Source organism: uncultured Bradyrhizobium sp. (assembly GCF_964252615.1).
Classification (GTDB): Bacteria; Pseudomonadota; Alphaproteobacteria; order Rhizobiales; family Xanthobacteraceae; genus Bradyrhizobium.
Window position 1 is genome coordinate 15065 of record NZ_CAXUNQ010000013.1, and the last position, 19152, is coordinate 34216.

Annotated in this window: 16 protein-coding genes; 9 read left to right on the forward strand and 7 right to left on the reverse strand. The window is 64.1% G+C overall.

Annotation, left to right across the window (positions count from 1 at the left end; translation table 11 throughout):
- Complete coding sequence (locus ACFE72_RS09710) at positions 1 to 1017, forward strand: branched-chain amino acid ABC transporter permease (protein WP_375412875.1); 1017 nt, start codon at positions 1 to 3, stop codon at positions 1015 to 1017.
- Positions 1018 to 1035: 18 nt separating this feature from the next.
- Positions 1036 to 2265: an ABC transporter substrate-binding protein gene (locus tag ACFE72_RS09715; protein ID WP_375412876.1), complete on the forward strand. Its 1230-nt coding sequence runs from the start codon at positions 1036 to 1038 to the stop codon at positions 2263 to 2265.
- A gap of 213 nt (positions 2266 to 2478) precedes the next feature.
- Here the strand turns inward: ACFE72_RS09715 and ACFE72_RS09720 are convergent, their stop codons facing one another.
- The 5 genes from ACFE72_RS09720 to ACFE72_RS09740 all read right to left on the reverse strand — a co-directional run bounded on the left by ACFE72_RS09720 (position 2479) and on the right by ACFE72_RS09740 (position 8114).
- The gene (locus ACFE72_RS09720; RefSeq protein ID WP_375412877.1) at positions 2479 to 3165 is read right to left on the reverse strand and encodes a nitroreductase; all 687 of its coding nucleotides are present in this window, start codon (positions 3163 to 3165) and stop codon (positions 2479 to 2481) included.
- 84 nt (positions 3166 to 3249) lie between these two features.
- Complete coding sequence (locus tag ACFE72_RS09725; RefSeq protein ID WP_375412878.1) at positions 3250 to 4494, reverse strand: acyl-CoA dehydrogenase; 1245 nt, start codon at positions 4492 to 4494, stop codon at positions 3250 to 3252.
- A gap of 269 nt (positions 4495 to 4763) precedes the next feature.
- Positions 4764 to 6011 carry an acyl-CoA dehydrogenase gene (locus ACFE72_RS09730; protein ID WP_375412879.1) on the reverse strand — a complete coding sequence of 416 codons (1248 nt, stop codon included), beginning with the start codon at positions 6009 to 6011 and terminating at the stop codon, positions 4764 to 4766.
- A 54-nt stretch (positions 6012 to 6065) separates the two neighbouring features.
- Positions 6066 to 7193 carry an acyl-CoA dehydrogenase family protein gene (locus tag ACFE72_RS09735; RefSeq protein WP_375412880.1) on the reverse strand — a complete coding sequence of 376 codons (1128 nt, stop codon included), beginning with the start codon at positions 7191 to 7193 and terminating at the stop codon, positions 6066 to 6068.
- A gap of 162 nt (positions 7194 to 7355) precedes the next feature.
- Positions 7356 to 8114: an SDR family NAD(P)-dependent oxidoreductase gene (locus ACFE72_RS09740; RefSeq protein WP_375412881.1), complete on the reverse strand. Its 759-nt coding sequence runs from the start codon at positions 8112 to 8114 to the stop codon at positions 7356 to 7358.
- Between the two features lie 183 nt (positions 8115 to 8297).
- On the opposite strand from ACFE72_RS09740, the gene ACFE72_RS09745 reads away from it, so the two are divergent.
- The 3 genes from ACFE72_RS09745 to ACFE72_RS09755 all read left to right on the forward strand — a co-directional run bounded on the left by ACFE72_RS09745 (position 8298) and on the right by ACFE72_RS09755 (position 12316).
- On the forward strand, positions 8298 to 9473 hold the full coding sequence (locus ACFE72_RS09745; protein ID WP_375412882.1) for an acetyl-CoA C-acetyltransferase: 1176 nt from the start codon (positions 8298 to 8300) through the stop codon (positions 9471 to 9473).
- Positions 9474 to 9535: 62 nt separating this feature from the next.
- The gene (locus tag ACFE72_RS09750; protein ID WP_375412883.1) at positions 9536 to 11074 is read left to right on the forward strand and encodes an acyl-CoA synthetase; all 1539 of its coding nucleotides are present in this window, start codon (positions 9536 to 9538) and stop codon (positions 11072 to 11074) included.
- Positions 11075 to 11164: 90 nt separating this feature from the next.
- Positions 11165 to 12316: an alpha/beta fold hydrolase gene (locus tag ACFE72_RS09755; protein WP_375412884.1), complete on the forward strand. Its 1152-nt coding sequence runs from the start codon at positions 11165 to 11167 to the stop codon at positions 12314 to 12316.
- 53 nt (positions 12317 to 12369) lie between these two features.
- Here ACFE72_RS09755 and ACFE72_RS09760 read toward each other — a convergent pair whose 3' ends face one another.
- Entirely contained in the window at positions 12370 to 13371 is a 1002-nt protein-coding gene (locus ACFE72_RS09760; RefSeq protein WP_375412885.1) for an ABC transporter substrate-binding protein, read from the reverse strand.
- A gap of 158 nt (positions 13372 to 13529) precedes the next feature.
- Between ACFE72_RS09760 and ACFE72_RS09765 the strand changes: the two genes are divergently transcribed.
- On the forward strand, positions 13530 to 15002 hold the full coding sequence (locus ACFE72_RS09765) for an amidase (RefSeq protein ID WP_375412886.1): 1473 nt from the start codon (positions 13530 to 13532) through the stop codon (positions 15000 to 15002).
- Between the two features lie 17 nt (positions 15003 to 15019).
- Entirely contained in the window at positions 15020 to 15373 is a 354-nt protein-coding gene (locus ACFE72_RS09770; RefSeq protein WP_375412887.1) for a nuclear transport factor 2 family protein, read from the forward strand.
- Between the two features lie 95 nt (positions 15374 to 15468).
- Here the strand turns inward: ACFE72_RS09770 and ACFE72_RS09775 are convergent, their stop codons facing one another.
- Positions 15469 to 17253, reverse strand: coding sequence for an acyl-CoA dehydrogenase family protein (locus ACFE72_RS09775; protein ID WP_375412888.1), 1785 nt, complete (start codon positions 17251 to 17253; stop codon positions 15469 to 15471).
- A 123-nt stretch (positions 17254 to 17376) separates the two neighbouring features.
- On the opposite strand from ACFE72_RS09775, the gene ACFE72_RS09780 reads away from it, so the two are divergent.
- Both ACFE72_RS09780 and ACFE72_RS09785 read left to right on the forward strand, forming a co-directional pair.
- The gene (locus ACFE72_RS09780; protein ID WP_375412889.1) at positions 17377 to 18375 is read left to right on the forward strand and encodes a glutathione S-transferase family protein; all 999 of its coding nucleotides are present in this window, start codon (positions 17377 to 17379) and stop codon (positions 18373 to 18375) included.
- Between the two features lie 28 nt (positions 18376 to 18403).
- Positions 18404 to 19105, forward strand: a complete 702-nt coding sequence (locus ACFE72_RS09785; RefSeq protein ID WP_375412890.1) for an SDR family NAD(P)-dependent oxidoreductase — start codon at positions 18404 to 18406, stop codon at positions 19103 to 19105.
- Positions 19106 to 19152 lie beyond the last annotated feature (47 nt).

Sequence of the window (19152 nt, forward strand, 5' to 3'; positions counted from 1 at the left end):
ATGAGCGCCGTTCAGGAAACCGTCACCGAAGCCCCCGCGATCGATGCCGTTCCCAAGAAGGCCATGACGCTCGGCCTCGGCACCTCGCTGACCGTACTGCTGCTGTTCCTCCTGGTTCCGCTGGTCGTGAAAAACTTCATCATCTTCCAGCTGACCACGGTACTGATCTACGGCATCGCGGTTCTTGCGCTCAACATCCTGACCGGCGGCAGCGGACAGTTCTCGCTCGGGCAGAGCGCGTTCTACGCCGTGGGCGCCTATACGTCGGCGATCCTGATCGAGCACGCCGGTATGAACTACGCGCTGACGCTGCCCCTTGCCGGACTGATCTGTTTTGCCTTCGGCTTTTTGTTCGGGCTGCCGGCGCTGCGGCTGAGCGGCGTCTACCTCGCGCTGGCGACCTTCGCGCTTGCGACCGCCATGCCGCAACTGTTGAAGCTCGGCTTTTTCGAGCACTGGACCGGCGGCGTGCAGGGCCTTGTCGTGACCAAACCCGATGCGCCGTTCGGGCTGCCGATGTCGCAGGACATGTGGCTGTATTATTTCACGCTGGCGATTTCGGTCGGCATCTACATCGCCTCGGTCAACCTCCTGAAATCGCGCTCCGGCCGCGCCATGATGGCGATCCGCGACAATGAGATCGCGGCTTCCGCCATGGGCGTCGACGTCGCGCTGTACAAGACCCTGGCGTTCGGCGTCAGCGCCGGCATCACCGGCGTCGCGGGCGGTCTGGGCGCCATCGCGGTGCAGTTCGTCGCCCCCGACAGCTACACCATCCAGCTCGCGATCGCGCTGTTTTTGGGCATGGTGGTCGGCGGCGTCGGATGGCTGCCGGGATCGATCGTCGGTTCGGCCTTCATCGTGTTCGTTCCCAACATCGCGGAGGGGATCTCCAAAGGCCTCTCGGGCGCGGTGTTCGGGGTGTTGCTGTTCATCGTCATCTTCCTCGTGCCGCACGGCGCAAGGCAGGTCGCATTCGTCGCCCAGAGCCTGATCGGCAAGATCAGGAAAAACTAAGAACGAGAAGGAGAAGTTATGCTTTCCAGACACCAATACCGAGCGGCCGCGTTCACGGCGGCGGCGTTCGCTTTCGCCGCCTTCAGCGGCAGCGCGCTCGCCCAGAAGAAATACGATACCGGCGCCAGCGACACCGAAATCAAGATCGGCAACATCATGCCCTACAGCGGCCCCGCTTCGGCCTACGGCGTGATCGGCAAGACCGAAGAAGCGTATTTCAAGATGATCAACGACAATGGCGGCATCAAGGGCCGCAAGATCAATTTCGTCACCTATGACGACGGCTACTCGCCGCCGAAGGCGGTCGAGCAGGTGCGCAAACTGGTCGAAAGCGACGAGGTGCTGCTGGTCTTCAATCCGCTCGGCACGCCGTCCAACACCGCGATCCAGAAATATTTGAACGCCAAGAAGGTGCCGCAACTGTTCGTCGCCACCGGCGCCACCAAGTGGAACGATCCGAAGGATTTTCCATGGACCATGGGCTGGCAGCCCTCCTACCAGAGCGAGGCGCGCATCTACGCCAAGTACCTGTTGAAGGAGAAGCCCGACGCCAAGATCGCGGTGTTCTACCAGAACGACGATTTTGGCAAGGACTACCTCAAGGGCCTGAAGGACGGTCTCGGCGCCAAGACTTCGTTGATCGTGGCGGAAGAAAGCTACGAGACCTCGGAGCCGTCGATCGACGGTCATATCGTCAAGCTGAAATCCAGCGGCGCCGACGTGTTCATCAACATCACCACGCCGAAATTTGCGGCGCAGGCGATCAAGAAAATCGGCGAGATCGACTGGAAGCCGCTGCAGATCGTCTCCAACGTCTCGGCGTCGGTCGGCGGCGTGATGAAGCCGGCCGGACTGGAAGCGAGCCAGGGCGTGCTGTCGGCGGCCTACGCCAAGGACGGCGCCGATCCGCAGTGGTCGACCGATGCCGATTTCAAGAAATGGATCGCCTTCGTGGACAAGTACATGCCTGGCGCCGACAAGAACGACGGCTCGATCGTCTACGGTTACGGCGTTGCGCAGACGCTGGCGAAGACGCTGGAGATGTGCGGCGACGATCTCACCCGCGCCAACGTCATGAAGCAGGCGGCGAGCCTGAAGGATTTTACGCCAGACACCCTGCTGCCCGGCGTCAAGATCAACACCGGCGCCACCGATTTCGCTCCCATCAGCCAGTTGCAGATGATGCGCTTCAAGGGCGAGAAGTGGGACCTGTTCGGCGACATCATCAGCGGCGACATCACCAACTGAGACGCAAGCTCCTCACCTCTCCCCGCAAGCGGGAGAGGTGACCGTATTCCGATCCCCCCGCGACAAAGCCGCGGGGGATATTTCCTGCGCGGAGCGGCGGTTCACGCACGCAGGTTCGAGACCGCGCGGCGCATAACGCCGGCGCCGCCGATTCGCTCCACCGGCGCAATCGCAGCTGACACGCAATTCAAGGACGTTTCGTCGCCTCGGCGTTCACGCCACGAACCTCACGGTCTCGGCAACGCCGGCGCGCGAGGTGCGGTAGCTGTTGATCCTGTGGTCGCGGTCGGCGAAGCCGAACGAGATGCCGCACACCACGCGGCGGTCGTCGCCGAGGTTGAAATGCCGGCGGATCATTCCGGAGTGACGCGCCAGCGCGGCTTGTGGAATGCTGCCGAGACCGAGCGCCTGCGCCGCCAGCATGAAATTGCCGACATAGGCGCCGCAATCGATCGCGCCGTAAATACCCAGCGCCTCGTCGGTATGGATGACGGCGACATGCGGAGCGCCGAAGAAATTGTAGTTCTCCAGCGCCTGCTTTGCATATGCCGCCTTGTCGCCGCGCGCGATCCCGAGCGTATTGTAAAGCTGAAAACCGCTTTCCCGGCGGCGCTCGAGATAGACCCCGGCATATTCGCGCGGGAATTCGAAGTCGCCGTCCGCCGGCGCGCCGGATGCGGCCTCGGCATAGATCGCCTTACGGAAGCCTTCTTTCGCCTCGCCGCTCGCGATCACGACCTGCCATGGCTGGCTGTTGCACCATGACGCCGTGCGCTGCGCCGCGTTCAGCACCCGCTCGATCGTGGCATGCGGCACCGGCTCCGGCTTGAACGCACGAACCGAGTAGCGTTCGCGCAGGAGCGTTTCGAGGACGTCGATGGGGGCTTGCTGTTGTGTCATTGATTCCTCCGGCTCTGTATCGCGTCCCGGACGCGCTGCAGCGTCCTTCCCGCTGCTGCGCTGCATCCGGAGCCAAGCGGGAGTTTACCGCCCCTTGGTCGGGATCCTGTTGAACGGCACGTCCTTGTCGACGCGGATATCGCCGGGCAAGCCGAGCACGCGCTCGGCGATGATGTTGCGCAGGATTTCGTCGGTACCGCCGGCGATGCGCATCGACGGCGAACTCAGCAGCATCTGCTGGAATTGTCCGCGCGCCTCTTCCTCCGCCGCGCCGGTGAATACGCCGGCGGCGCCCTGCAGGTCCATCGCGTGCATCGCAATATCCTGCAGCATCGATCCGGCCACCAGCTTGCCGATGGAATTTTCGGGTCCCGGACGCTCACCCTTGGACAGCGCGGAAATCGCGCGGTAGCTGGTGTATTTCAGGCCGCTTGCCTTCACCGCCCAGCCCGCAAGCTTCGAGCGGGTGGCGCGATCGTCGATCGCCGGGCCGTCCTCGGTCATCAGGTTCGAGCAGAAATCGAACATTTCCGGAAAGCCGGTGGCGAGCCGCGCGCCGATCGACATCCGCTCGTTCATCAGCGTCGTCAGCGATACGCTCCAGCCGTCGCCGACCGCGCCGAGGCGCTGGTGATCGGGGATCTTGACGTCGGTGAAGAATACCTCGTTGAATTCCTGCATGCCGTTGGCCTGCCTGATCGGCTTGATCTCGACGCCCGGGCTTTTCATGTCGAGGAAGAACATGGTCAGGCCCTTGTGCTTGGGCACGTCGGGATCGGTGCGCGTGATCAAGAGGCCATAGTCGGAATAATGTGCGCCCGAGGTCCAGATTTTCTGGCCATTGACGATCCAGTCGTCGCCGCTTTTCTCCGCGCGGGTACGCAGTCCGGCGACGTCGGAGCCGCCGGCGGGCTCGGAAAACAACTGGCACCAGATCTGTTCGCCGGAGGCAAGCTTCGGCAGATAGTGCCGCTTGTGCTCCTCGCTGCCATAGGCCATCACGGTCGGCCCGCACATGCCCTCGCCGATCTGGAACGGCTGGGTCAGCTTGCCGTAGACACCCTCTTCCTGCTGCCAGATCACGCGCTCGATCGGTGTCGCGCCGCGCCCGCCATATTCCTTCGGCCAGTGCAGGCAGGCCCAGCCGGCGTCGGCCTTCTTCTTCTGCCAGGCCTTGCCGACATCGACGATCTCTTCCTTGGCAAGGCGGATGCGGCCCAGCGACGCCTTCGACAGCTCGGCCTCGTACTGCTTCGGCGCATTGGCGTCGACCCATTGTCGCGCCTCGGCGCGGAACGCCGCTTCCTGCGGGGTGTCGTCGAAATTCATGGGCGTAATCCTCTCAATTCATCGTCCCCGCGGAAAGCGGGGACCCATAACCACCGGCGCTTGTGGCTACGGGTCATCGTTGCAACACACTTCCAGAACAGTACCACGGTGTATACGGGTCCGCGCGCCGTCGCGCTGAGATGAATATATCGCGTCATACGCTGGCTTGACCCGCGTATCCATCCATGTTCGGAAGAGTCGTTTCGAAGGGGATGGATTGCCGGGACCTTCGCGGGGACGACGGCAGGAAATAGTGCCGGCGCCGGGCATCACGTGCGTCCCTTGGTCGGTATCCTGTTGAACGCCACGTCCTTGTCGACGCGGATATCGCCGGGCAGGCCGAGCACCCGCTCGGCGATGATGTTGCGCATGATCTCGTCGGTGCCGCCCTCGACCCGGGTGCCGGGGGCGCGCAGCAGCATCGCCTGGAATTTTCCTGCCGCCTCGGCGTCGTCGGGCCCGCTCAACACGCCGGCGGCGCCTTGCAGGTCCAGAGCGTAGGCCGCGATATCCTGGACCATCGACCCTGCGACCAGCTTGCCGATGGAATTTTCGGGCCCCGGCCGGTCGCCCTTCGACAGCGCCGAGATCGCGCGGAAACTGGTGTATTTGAGGCCGCTCGCTTTCACCGCCCAGTTCGCGAGTTTCGAGCGCACGCTGCGATCGTCGATCGCGGGGCCTTCTTCCAGCATCAGGTTGCTGCAGAATTCGAACAGCTCCGGAAAGCCGGTCGAAACCCCGGCGCCGATCGACATCCGCTCGTTCATCAGCGTCGTCAGCGACACGTTCCAGCCGTCATTGACCGCGCCGAGCCGCTGCGCGTCGGGAATTTTCACGTCGGTGAAATAGACCTCGTTGAAGTCGGACGCGCCGTTGGCCTGCCTGATCGGCTTGATCTCGACGCCCGGACTCTTCATGTCGAGGAAGAACATGGTGAGGCCCTTGTGCTTGGCCACATTCGGATCGGTGCGCGTGAGCAGGATGCCGTAATCGGAATAATGCGCACCGGAGGTCCAGATTTTCTGGCCGTTGATCACCCAGTCGTCGCCGTTCTTCTCGGCGCGGGTGCGCAGGCCCGCCACGTCCGACCCGCCGGCGGGCTCGGAGAACAGCTGGCACCAGACTTTTTCGCCGGACGCCAGCGGCGGCAGGTATTTGCGCTTCTGCTCTTCGCCGGCGAACGCCATCATGGTCGGGCCGCACATGCCATGGCCGATGATGAACATCGCGCTGAGCTTGCCGAACGCGCCCTCTTCCTGCTGCCAGATCACCCGCTCGATCGGCGTGGCGCCCCGGCCGCCATATTCCTGCGGCCAGTGCAGGCACGCCCAGCCGGCGTCGGCCTTTTTCTTTTGCCAGGCTTTGGCGACCTGAAGGATATTCGCGCCCTTGAGCTCGGCGCGGCCGAGCGACGCTTTTTTCAGCTCGTTCTCATATTGCTTCGGCGCGTTGGCCGCGATCCAGGCTTTTGCCTCGGCGCGAAACGCGGCTTCCTGCGGGGTGTCGTCGAAATTCATTCGTAAAATCCTTCTCCCCTCACCGCCGTCGTTTGTCGCCGCCACCCATGACCTCTACGCCGCGTTTCTCTTGCGCATGCGGTCGATCAGCGCGTCTTCCCAGTACGACAGGCTGCCTAATCCGAGCGCCAGCGCGTTGGCGCGGCGATAGTACATGTGGCAGTCGAACTCCCAGGTAAAACCCATGCCGCCGTGAACCTGGATGTTGTTCTTGGCGCAGTGCTGGAACGCCTGCGTGGCGCTGATCCGCGCCGAGGCGGCGGCTTCCGGCAATTCGGATGCATTGGTCGAGAGCGCCCACGCGCCGTAATAGCAGTTCGAGCGCGCCAGCGTCGCCGACACATACATATCGGCCAGCATGTGCTTTACGGCCTGGAACGAACCGATCGGACGACCAAAGGCGATGCGGTCCAGCGCATAGTCGCGGCCCATCTCCAGCGCGCGGTCGGCCCCGCCGACCTGCTCGAACGCCGTCAGCACCGCGGCGCGGTCGAGCACGCGGGCAACGATGCTCCAGCCTTCATTGGCCGGACCGAGCGTCTCGGCCTTGCAGTCCTTGAAGCTGATCTCGGCCTGCCCGCGCGACGGATCGACATTGGTCAGGGCTTTTGCTTCGACGCCGCCGGCTTTCATATCGACGATGAACAGCGAGATGTCGGTCTCGCGTCCGCTCGATCCGGTGCGCGCGGCGACGATGGCGAAGTCGGCGATGGCGCCATCGGGCACCGGCTTCTTGACGCCGTTGAGCAAGCCGCCGGACGCCGTCAGCTTGATGGCTTGCGGCGACGGATTTCCCCTGCCTTCGAACAGCGCCAGCGTGCCGATGGCGTCGCCGGCGGCGATTTTCGGCAGCCACTTCTGCTTCTGCGCCTCGCTGCCCGCCAGCATCAGCGCTTCGGCGGCGAGATAAACCGTGGACGAGAACGGCACCGGCGCCAGCGCGCGGCCGATTTCCTCGGCGATCACGCACAGTTCGAGATGGCCCGCGCCCGCGCCGCCGTAATTTTCCGGAATCGCGACGCCGAGGAAACCCATTTCGGCCAGGCCCTTCCACAATTCCCGGTCATAGGCCGCGTTGCCGTCGAGCACGGCGCGCACTGCCTTGGATGAGGACTTTTCAGCAAGATATTTCCGCGCCTCGTCGCGCAGTTGCTTCTGGTCGTCGGAGAAATCGAAATTCATGACGTGTTACCCGGGTTGTGAGTGAAATCTTTAATTCGTCGTCCCCGTGAAGGCGGGGACCATACGCCGTATCGCCTCGTTGCGGCATTGTGGCGAAGTCTTTTTGCAGCGGGAAACGCCGGGGGGTTATAGGCCCGCCTGCGCGGGGACGACGAGCGAGAACTACCTTGGCGCCATCCGTATCGCACCGTCGAGGCGGATGGTTTCGCCGTTGATCATCGGATTTTCCACGATGTGAACCGCGAGCGAGCCGTATTCGGAAGCGTCTCCGAGCCGCGCCGGATGCGGCACCTGCGCGCCGAGGCTCTTGCGCGCCTCTTCGTTCAATCCCATCAGCAGCGGGGTAAGAAACAGGCCGGGCGCGATGGTGTTGACGCGGATGAGATGCTGCGCGAGGTCGCGCGCCACCGGAATCGTCATGCCGACCACGCCGCCCTTGGAGGCCGAATAGGCGACCTGTCCGATCTGGCCCTCATAGGCCGCGACGCTGGCGGTATTGATGATGACGCCGCGCTCCTCGCCGACCGGCGGCTCCTTCAGCAACGCTTCCGTGAACAGCCGCAGCACGTTGAAGGTACCGACCAGGTTGACCATGACGACGCGGGTGAACTTGTCGAGCGGATAGACGCCCTGCTTGCCGACGATGCGCGCCGAGCCGCCGATGCCGGCGCAATTCACCAGGATGCGCGCGGTACCGTTGGCGGCTTCACCCTTGGCGATCGCCGCCTTGACGTCGTCTTCGCTGGTGACGTCGCCGACCAGCGCCACGCCCTTGACCTCGGCCGCGACCTTTTCGGCGTTCTCCTTGCTCTGGTCGAGCACCGCGATTTTCGCGCCCTTGGCAGCCATGGCGCGCGCGGTCGCGGCGCCGAGCCCGGAGCCGCCGCCGGTGATGAGAACCGAGACGTCTTTCAACTGCATAGCTGTGGTCTCCTACCCTGATCTTGTCGCGGCGTTCACTTTTTTTGCCGGTACGAGGACGTCATTGCACCGAAAACAGCTAAGCCGAGGAGGCCACTGCGCTCAAGCAATAATTGTCGATTGACTCGGTCGCGGCGGCTTCCTTTAATCCGTCGCAAATCTTTTCGCCAGGAGGGAATCAACATGGCCGAGGCCTATATCGTCGCCGCCGCGCGCACCGCGGGCGGCCGCAAGGGAGGGCGTCTTGCCAGCTGGCATCCGGTCGACCTCGCCGCTTCCGTGCTGGATGCATTGGTCGAGCGCTCGGGCGCGGACCCTGCGCAGATCGAAGATGTCATCATGGGCTGCGTGATGCAGGCCGGCGAACAGTCCAACAACGTCGCGCGCAACGCGGTGATGGCATCGAAATTGCCGGAAAGCGTGCCGGGCACCTCGATCGACCGGCAGTGCGGCTCATCGCAGCAGGCGCTGCATTTCGCCGCGCAAGCGGTGATGTCGGGGGCCATGGACGTGGTGATCGCCGCCGGCGTCGAGGGCATGACGCGGGTGCCGATGGGACTTGCTTCGTCGCTGCCGGCCAAGAACGGTTTTGGCCACTACAAGAGTCCGAAACTCGAACAGCGCTATCCGAACATCGTGTTCAGCCAGTTCACCGGCGCGGAGATGATGGCCGAGAAATACGGCCTGTCCAAGGACGAACTCGACGAATATTCCTACAACAGCCATCAGCGCGCGATCGCCGCGACCCAGGCCGGCAAGTTCAAGGACGAAATCGTTCCGCTGACAATCACCCGCGCCGATGGATCGACCGACACCCACCACATCGATGAGGGCATTCGCTTCGACGCGACGCTGGCGGGCATCAAAGGCGTCAAACTGATCAACGAGAACGGCGGCAAGCTCACCGCCGCCAGCGCCAGCCAGATCTGCGACGGCGCCTCCGGCGTCATGGTGGTCAACGAAAAGGGCCTGAAGTCGCTCGGCGTCAAGCCGATGGCGCGAATCCATCATATGACCATGATGGGCGGCGACCCCGTGATCATGCTGGAAGCGCCGCTGCCGGCGACGCAGCGCGCGCTGCAAAAGGCCGGCATGTCGGTCGATGACATCGACCTGTTCGAGGTCAACGAGGCCTTCGCCTCGGTGCCGACCGCATGGCTGAAGACCACCGGCGCCGACCCGGCGCGGCTCAACGTCAACGGCGGCGCCATCGCGCTCGGCCATCCCCTGGGCGGCTCCGGCACCAAGCTGATGACCACGCTGGTGCATGCGCTGAAGCAGACCAACAAGCGCTACGGCCTGCAGACCATGTGCGAGGGCGGCGGCATGGCCAATGTGACCATCGTGGAGCGGCTGTAGGATCACATAAACGCCGGTGTTGTCCCCGCGAAGGCGGGGACGACGCAAGATTTCGGGATTTCATGACCCACCCCTCGGCGCACGCGCGCACGCAGCCGGACAAGATCGCCTATCAGATGGCGGGCAGCGGCAAGGCGATCACCTATCGCGAGCTCGACGAGCTTTCGAACCAGGGCGCGCAGCTGTTTCGTTCGCTGGGGTTGAACGCCGGCGATCACATTGCATTCCTGATCGAGAACCGGCTGGCGTTCATGGAGATCTGCTGGGCGGCGCAACGCGCGGGGCTGTATTACACCGCGATCAGCCGCTACCTCACACAGGACGAGATCGCCTACATCGTCAAGGACTGCGGCGCCAAGGTCGTCATCACCTCGCCGAAATGCGCCGATGCGATCAAGGGTCTGGTCAGCGAAGCGCCGGGCGCGCCCTTGTTCTTCATGCTCGACGAGCCGCTGCCCGGCTTCCGCTCCTGGGACAGGGAAGCCCTCGCGCAGCCGGCCACGCCGATACCGGACGAGGTCGCCGGCTATGACATGCTGTATTCGTCGGGCACCACCGGCCGGCCCAAGGGCATCAAGCGCGCCAACGAGAACAACCCGATCGACCTGCCCAATCCGTTCCTGAAGCTGCTGTGCGCCGACATGTGCGGCATGTCATCCGATAGCATCTATCTGTCGCCGGCGCCGCTGTATCACGCCGCTCCCCTGCGGTTCAACATGATGGCGATCACGCTCGGCGGCACCTCGATCATCATGGAATCCTTTGATGCCGAGCAGTTCCTGAAGCTGGTGGAGAAGCACAGGGTCACGCAGTCGCAACTGGTGCCGACCATGTTCGTGCGCATGCTGAAGCTGCCGGAGGAAGTACGCCTGCGCTATGACATCTCCTCGCTGAAGGGCGCGATCCACGCCGCAGCGCCCTGCCCGGTCGATGTCAAAGCAAAAATGATCGCGTGGTGGGGGCCGAAACTGATCGAATATTATGCGGGTTCCGAAGGCAACGGCGTCACGGTGTCGACCTCGCAGCAATGGCTCGATCACCGCGGCACCGTCGGCCGCGCCGTGGTCGGCAAGGTGAAAATCCTCGGCGAGAACGATGAGGAGCTTCCCGCAGGAAAGATCGGCACGGTGTATTTCGCCGACGCGCCGGTGTTTTCCTATCACAACGATCCGGAAAAGACCGCGCGCGCATTCAATGCAAAAGGCTGGTCGACGCTGGGCGATGTGGGCTATCTCGACGAGGAGGGCTTTCTCTACCTGACCGACCGCAAGTCCTACATGATCATTTCCGGCGGCGTGAACATCTATCCGCAGGAAACCGAGGACGTGCTGATCACGCATCCCGATATCGCCGACGTCGCGGTGTTCGGCGTACCCAACGAGGAAATGGGCGAAGAGGTCAAAGCCGTGGTGCAGCCGCACGACATGGCGCGCGCCGGCAAGGAGCTGGAGGCCGAGCTGATGCTGTTTTGCCGCAAGCATCTGTCGCCGATCAAATGCCCGAAGAGCATCGATTTCGAGGCCGAACTGCCGCGTACGCCGACCGGCAAGCTGGTGAAGCGGCACCTGCGCGACCGGTATTGGCCGAAGCAGGCGGGGTAAACTGCGCTATCGTCCCGGCTTGGCCCGCGTATGACGAGATATGTGAATCCGGTAGGGTCAAGCCCGGCAATGACGGGGTAAATATCGCGCATGAACGTTCCCTTTCCCGCCATTCCGCTGCCGCCGGGCATCCGCTCGCGCTTCGTCGAGGACATCAACGGCCTCACCATGCATGTGCTGGAAGCCGGCTTTGAAACCAAAGGCCGGCCCTGCATCCTGCTGCTGCACGGCTTTCCCGAACTGGCTTACTCCTGGCGCAAGGTGATGCCGACACTGGCCGCGGCGGGATATCACGTGATCGCGCCGGACCAGCGCGGCTATGGCCGCACCACCGGCTGGGACGCCGACTATGACGGCGACCTGAATTCGTTCCGGCTGCTCAATATGGTGCGCGACGCGCTCGGGCTGGTGTCGGCGTTCGGCTATCGCGCGGTCGATGCGGTGGTCGGCCATGATGCCGGCTCATCGATCGCCGCATGGTGCGCGCTGGTACGTCCCGACGTGTTCCGGTCGGTCGTGCTGATGAGCGCGCCGTTTGCGGGTCCGCCGCCGCTTCCATTCGACACGGCGGATGGCCCGCCAAAGCCGAAGCGCGACGATCCCGTGCATCGTGAGCTGGCGGCGTTGCCGCGGCCGCGCAAGCATTATCAATGGTATTATTCGACGCGCGACGCGAACGCCAACATGCATCACGCGCGCCAGGGCGTGCACGACTTTCTGCGCGCCTATTACCATCACAAGAGCGCGGACTGGAAGGACAACCATCCCGGTCCGCTCAAGGAATGGACCGCGAGCGAACTGGCGAAACTGCCGACCTATTACACGATGGACCTCGCCAAAGGCATGGCGGAAACGGTGGCGGAGGAGATGCCGTCGCCTTCGCAAATCGCCGCCAACCAATGGCTGCCCGACAACGAACTTGGCTTTTACAGCGCCGAATACACCCGCACCGGATTCCAGGGCGGGCTGCAATGGTACCGCTGCGGCACCTCCGGCGCGTTCGTCCCGGAACTTCAGACATTTTCCGGCCGGACCATCGACGCGCCGTCGTGCTTCATTTCCGGCAAGCAGGATTGGGGCACCTATCAGCGTCCCGGTGTGTTCGAGTCGATGCAGACTACCGTCTGCACGCGCATGCTCGGCTGCCATCTGGTCGACGGCGCGGGGCATTGGGTGCAGCAGGAGCAGCCGAAGCAGGTGAGCCGGCTACTGCTGGAATTTTTGCGGCAGGCCGCGCGTTAGATCCGTCATGGCCGGGACAAGCCCGGGCATGACGAACTTTCCTCACAACGACTCTAGCTTCCTTTCAGATCGCCGATTTCCGGAAAGAACATGTCCTGCCACGACGCCGGGTCGTGCCTGATGCTGCCGACCTTGCGCATGAATTTCGCGAATTTCATTGTTGCCGACGGCGTCATGGTCCATTCCACGCCGGGCCCGGTCAGCACTTTCATCACCGTCTCGACCGGAAGTTTTGAGCTGGTGTCGTTGATCCAGGTCTGCGCGGTCCGTCTCGGATCGGACGACACGATTGCCGTTGCTTCCTTCATGGCGTCAAGAAATGCCGCGTAGAGTTCGGCGTTGTCCTTGCGAAACCGCGCCGAGGTCCAGGCCACGGTGAATGTATGCGGCCCCAGCACCTCGAACGACGACAACACGGTGTGAATGTTCTGTTGTTCCAGCTGCTGAAGCTGGAACGGCGGCACGCTGAATACCGTGGTGATGTTGCCCGAGCCGGTGAGCAGCGCGATGGTGGCGTCGGGCGGCGACATCGACACCGTCAGCGAATCCAGTTTTGCGTAGTTCTCTTCGCCGAACGCCGCCGCCACCGCCATCTGCAGCACGACGGCCTGGACCGATACCTTGATGGCAGGAACGGCGATGCGGTCGCGCTCGGAAAAGTCCCTGATCGACTTGATCGCCGGATTGGAGGTGTTGAGCAGGAACGGCTGCGAACTCAGCGCGCAGATGCCCCTGACCTCGAACGAGGTACCCTGGGTCTTGTCCCACAGCGTGATCAGGCCGGGTACGCCGCCGGTCACGACGTCGGTGGAACCGGACAGCAGCGCTTCGTTCATCGCCGCCGGCCCGTTGAAGCGCTGCCACGAAACCTTGAAATCCTTCAGCCCGCGCTGCGCGGCATATTTTTCGATGAGCTTGTCCCGCTTCATGACGTTGAATTGCAGGTAGCCCATCGAGAATTGTTCGGCCAGCCGGATTTCGGCCGCCGTGGCGGAGGCGATGCCGATACCGATCGCACATGCAATACCCGCGCTTGCAAAATATCCGCATTTCATGGTGGTTTCCCCCGGCGGCGTTTTTGTCTTATGGATTCGAAAGGATATACGCCGAACCGGTTGGCCGCCAATAGTGGTCCGGCGCGCCGCTTCATGCTCTTGCGACGCACTGCGGAACTGAGCATCATCCGGCCTGCCAAACAACACGGGAGCGCGCCTTGGCCAGATCGCAATGGAGCTTCACGAGCGCCGTCGAATGTGCGTCGGCGCTAGCCGCGAAAAAGGTTTCCGCGCTGGAACTGGCGCAGGACGCCATCGACCGCATCGAGCGGCACGACGCAAAAATCAATGCCATCTGCGTCAGGGATTTCGCGCGCGGCCTGGACGCCGCCCGCGCCGCCGACGCCGCGCTGGCGAAGGGCGAAACCGGTCCGCTGCTGGGCCTGCCGATCACCGTAAAGGAATCCTATAACATCGCAGGCCTGCCGACGACCTGGGGATTTCCGGCGCAGAAGGATTTCAGGCCGCCCGAGGATGCGCTGTCGATTTCGCGGGTAAAGGCGGCGGGCGGCGTGATCCTCGGCAAGACCAACGTGCCGCTCGGCCTCGGCGACTGGCAGAGCTACAACGAGATTTACGGCGCCACCAACAACCCGTTCGATCTCGGCCGTACCCCCGGCGGATCGTCCGGCGGATCGGCGGCGGCGCTTGCGGCGGGCTACGGCCCGCTGTCGCTCGGCTCCGACATCGGCGGCTCGTTGCGCGTGCCGGCGTTTCATTGCGGCGTCTATGCCCACAAGCCGACCTTCGCGCTGGTACCGTCGCGCGGCCATACGCCGCCGCCGTTCCCGCCGCTGCCGTTGGACCGCGACCTCGCCGTGATCGGGCCAATGGCGCGCAGCGCCGCCGACCTGTCGCTGCTGCTCGACGTCATCGCCGGACCCGATCCGATCGACGCCGGCAAGGCCTACAAGCTCGCGCTGCCGCCGCCGCGCCATGGCGAACTGAAGAATTTTCGCGTGCTGCTGGTCGACAGCGATCCGGTGCTGCCGACCAGCAGCGAGGTTCGCGGCGCGATCGAGGAACTGGCCGGCAACCTTGGCAAGGCCGGCGTGAACGTCGCGCGGCAAAGCCCGCTGCTGCCCGACTTCGCTGCATCCTCGCGGCTTTATATGCGAATGCTGATGTCGTTCCTCGGCGCATTCTTCCCGCCGGAGGTGATCGCGCGGGTGCAGGACGCCGCGACGCATCTGAAGCCAGAGGATGTCAGCCTCGCCGCCGAACGCCTGCGCGGCATCACCCTCAGTCACCGCGCCTGGGTGCTGGACGACGGCGCCCGCGCACGGCTGCGCGCGCAGTGGCATGAACTGTTCAGGACGTTCGATGCGGTGATCTGCCCGATCATGCCGACGCCGGCCTATCCGCACGATCACTCGCCGGAGCAGGAAATGCGCCGCATCGACATCGACGGCAAGCACCACTCCTATCCCGATCAACTGGCATGGCCCGGCATCGCCACCCTGCCCGGTCTGCCGGCAACCGCGATTCCGCTCGGCCTGTCGCCACAGGGCTTGCCGCTTGGCGTGCAGATCGTCGGTCCCTGGCTGGAGGACCGCACGCCCTTGAAGCTGGCCGAGCTGATCGAGCGCGAATTCGGCGGGTTTGTTCCGCCGCCGATGTTCAACGATTAGGCATGGAGGATTGGAAAATGACAGATGACCTCGCCGAGTTGACCAGTCTGAACCGCGACTATGTCAATTCCGTTCAGACCTCGGACGTAAAACGTTTCGACGAAATTCTGGCCGACGATTTCTACTGCTCCAATCCCGACAAATCGCTGGTCGATCGCGCGGGTTTCCTGAAGCAGACGGCGGTACCGGTCGCGATCAGGGACCTTGAAGCGCACGATGTCAGGATTCGCGTGATGGGTAACTTCGCGATCATTCATGCCGCCACCAGCTACATCACACCGGACGGCAAGCCGGCGGCGGGCCGTTACACCGATTGCTGGGCGAGGCAGAACGGCCGCTGGCTCGCGGTATCGGCGCATGTGTCGAGGTGACAACCCTTCATTGCCGGGCTTGATCCTACTGGATGCATACATCGCGTCATACGCGGGTCAAGCCCGTGCATGACCGGGGGAATGACGGTCGCGCGCTACACGGCCGAAAGCAGTTCGCCAACCTCGGCCATGCCGACGTCACGGTCGCCGAGCAAATGGCCCGATATCGCCCGCTGCGTCGCATTTTCCGTGAGCCGGAACGGATCGCCCACCGCCACGCGGTGATCGATCACGAGGCGAGACAGCAGCAGCCGGCGGGCATCGCCGCGCATCCGATGAATGCGTCCGCCTTCCCACGCCAGCGCAACCGCGCTTGCGACATGATACAGCAGGCTGGTGGCGCGGCGCGCCTCGGCTTCGTTGTCGGTTCGTCCGGCCACGTCGCGGGCGAAGCCGACGGCGCGGCCGGTGAGATCCCGCAACCGGTCGCGCCATGCCGCCGGCACCTCGGCGCTGTCGTCGAGGCGGGCGTGCAAATCCGCGGCCAGCGCCGCGTCGGCGCCGTGGCGCCCGACCGCGCGCTTTAGCGCATCGAGGGCGACGATATTGGAGGTCCCCTCCCAGATCGATCCCAGATGCGCGTCGCGCAGCAGCCGCGCGGGCGCGAATTCCTCGATGTAGCCGATGCCGCCGCGCATCTCCAGCGCGTCGCCGCACACCTTGCGCGCGTCGCGGGTGGCGCGGAATTTCAGGGTCGGCGTCAATATACGCAGCAGCGCCGCGGCTTCCTGGCTGCCGGCCTCGGCGCGATCCAGCGCATCGGCGGTGATAAAACTCATCGACAGCGCCTGCTCGGTCGCCAGCATGATCTTCATCAATTGCCGCCGCGCCAACGGCAGATCGATGATGCGCTGCCCGAAGACCACCCGGCCGCGCGCCACCGTCATCGCGTCATGATGCGCGCGCCGCATCAGCGCCGTGGATTTCACGCCGTTGGACAGCCGCGAGGAATTCACCATCTCCGTCATCTGCACAAAACCGCGGTCGAGCCGCCCCACGGCATACGCAATCGCGCCTTCCAGCTTGATTTCGCCCGAGGCCATCGAGCGGGTGCCGAGCTTGTCCTTCAGCCGCACGATCCGGTAATGGTTGGGCGAGCCGTCATCAAGCCGGCGCGGCATCAGGAACAGGCCGACGCCGCGGGTGCCGCCTTCGGCGCCTTGGGGCCGGGCCAGCAGCATGACGATCTCCGCATCGGCATTGGAGCAGAACCACTTCTCGCCCGACAGCCGCCAGTGATCGCCTTCCCGCACGGCGGTCGTCGTCAGCTTGCCGACGTCGGAGCCGCCTTCCTTCTCGGTCATGAACTGGCCGCCCTGGGTCAGCTTGGCCATATCGGTCTGGGTCAGGCCGTCGAGGTACTTTTGTTTCAGCGCAGCGTCGCCGAACTTCGACAGCAGTTTCGCGCAGCCGTCGGTGACATTGATCGGACAGCCCAAGCCGAATTCGGCCTGATTGAACAGAAACGTGAAGGCGTGTTTCGCCACCACCGGATAGGTGTGCGGCCAGCCCATGACGCCTTTGCGCAGCGACAGCGCGTGAATGCCGAACTCGCCGAACGCGGCGCGCTCCAGTTCGCGGTAGGCCGGATGATATTCGATCCATTGCGCATCGCGCCCAAAACGGTCGCGCTGATGCAGCACCGGCCCATGACGATCGGCCAGCCGCGCGCATTCGTCGAGATCACCGCCGGCGAGGCCGCCGAGCCGGTCGAGATGCGGCTCGATGTGGCGAAACAGCCGGTCGGACAGATGGATGCGCAGCAGATCGGCCAGCGCCGGATCGGCGCGGTAGAAATTCATGCCGGACGTATCCGGCGCGATCGGCCCGGGTCGATCGGCTGCCGCCGCGATATCGGCATGCTGGTTCAGTGCGTGCATCGGCGGCTCTCGCTCGTTCACCCCGGGACGCGGCGTCTTCGACAGGCCGCATTGAATGCTGTAGATCATGCTACAGATAGAGCGGGCGATAAAGGCCGTCAAAAATCAAGCGGAGGATCACCAATGACGGATGTCTATCGCATCATCGGGGCCGAGATGTCGCCCTATTCGGTCAAGGTGCGCTCTTATTTCCGCTACAAGGGCATTCCGCATCAATGGGTCCTGCGCAACGCGGCGAGCCAGGCGGAATTCGAGAAGCATGCCAAGATTCCGATTATTCCGCTGGTGGTGACGCCGCAAGGCGCCGGCATCCAGGATTCGACGCCGATCATCGACGCCGTCGAGAAACTCCATCCAGAACCGTCGATTCATCCTGAAGATCCCGTCGCCGGCTTCATCTCGGCGCTGGTCGAGGAATTCGGCGACGAGTGGGGCAACAAATGGATGTTTCACTACCGCTGGGCGCGCGAGGTCGATCAGATCAGTTCGGCCGGGCGTCTGGCGCGCATGCGCGGCCCGGCCGCCGATGAAGAGAACCATGCGGCTTTCACGGCGAAAGTGCGCCAGCGCATGGTGGACCGGGTCTGGTTCGTCGGCTCCAACGCCGCCAACGCGCCGCAGATCGAGGCTGGTTTCCTCGAGTTGCTGGGCCTGCTCGATCAGCATCTGGCCGGACGGCCCTATCTGTTCGGCGGCCGTCCCGCGTTCGGCGATTTCGGGCTGTGGGGGCAGATCTACGAGATGTGGACCGATCCGACCGCGGGCGCGCTGATCGGCGGCGGCGCGCCGTATGTGCTGGACTGGGTGCATCGCATGCTGTGGCCGAGGGCCGAAGGCCGGTTCGAGTCATGGGCGATGCTGCAGCCGACGCTGATGCCGATCCTGACGCAGCAGGTCGGCCGCCTGTTCATGCCCTGGACATCGGCCAATGAACATGCGGTCGGCGACGGACGGGAGGAATTCAGCGTTACGCTCGGCGATCACGTCTGGACCCAAAAGCCGCAGAAATATCATGCGCGGTCGCTCGCCATGCTGCGCGCCAGATACGCCGCCGCGCCGGACAAGACGGCGCTCGACCCGGTGCTGGAGACCGCCGGATGCCTTGCCGGGCTGCGCGGCTGACCGTCGATTTAATGGAGAAAAAATCCTCATGGACGTTGCGAACTACCAGACCGCGCTGATCGTCGGCGCCGGCGAAGGCGTAAGCGCGTCGCTGGCGCGTTTGTTCGCCAGGGAAGGGCTTCGCGTCGCACTGGCCGCGCGCCGGATCGAAAAGCTTAGCGCGCTGTGCTCCGAAACCGGCGCGCGCGCTTTCGCCTGCAATGCCGCCGACGCGGACGAGGTCGAACGGCTGTTCGGGTCGGTCGAACGCGAGATCGCGGCGCCGGATTTGGTGGTCTACAATGCCAGCGCCCGGGCGCGCGGCGCGTTCGTCGACCTGGTCCCCGCCGACGTAGCGCAGGCCATCGCCGTCAGCGCGTTCGGCGGCTTCCTGGTGGCGCAGCAGGCGGTGCGCCGCATGCTGCCCGGCAGGCACGGCGCGATCCTGTTCACCGGCGCCTCCGCCAGCGTCAAGGGCTATCCGCAATCCGCGCCGTTCGCGATGGGCAAGTTCGCGCTGCGTGGGCTGGCCCAGAGCATGGCGCGGGAATTGTCGCCTTTGGGCATTCACGTCGCTCATTTCGTGATCGACGGCAGCATCCGCAGCGCGGCGCGCGCGGAAGCGGCGGACCGGCCGGATTCGATGCTCGATCCCGACGCGATTGCGCTGAGCTACTGGAACGTGCTGCAGCAGCCGCGCAGCGCCTGGAGCTGGGAGCTGGAACTGCGGCCGTGGGTGGAGAAATTCTGAATCGTCATTGCGAACGACGCGAAGCGGTCCGGAGAGCGGAGCACAGG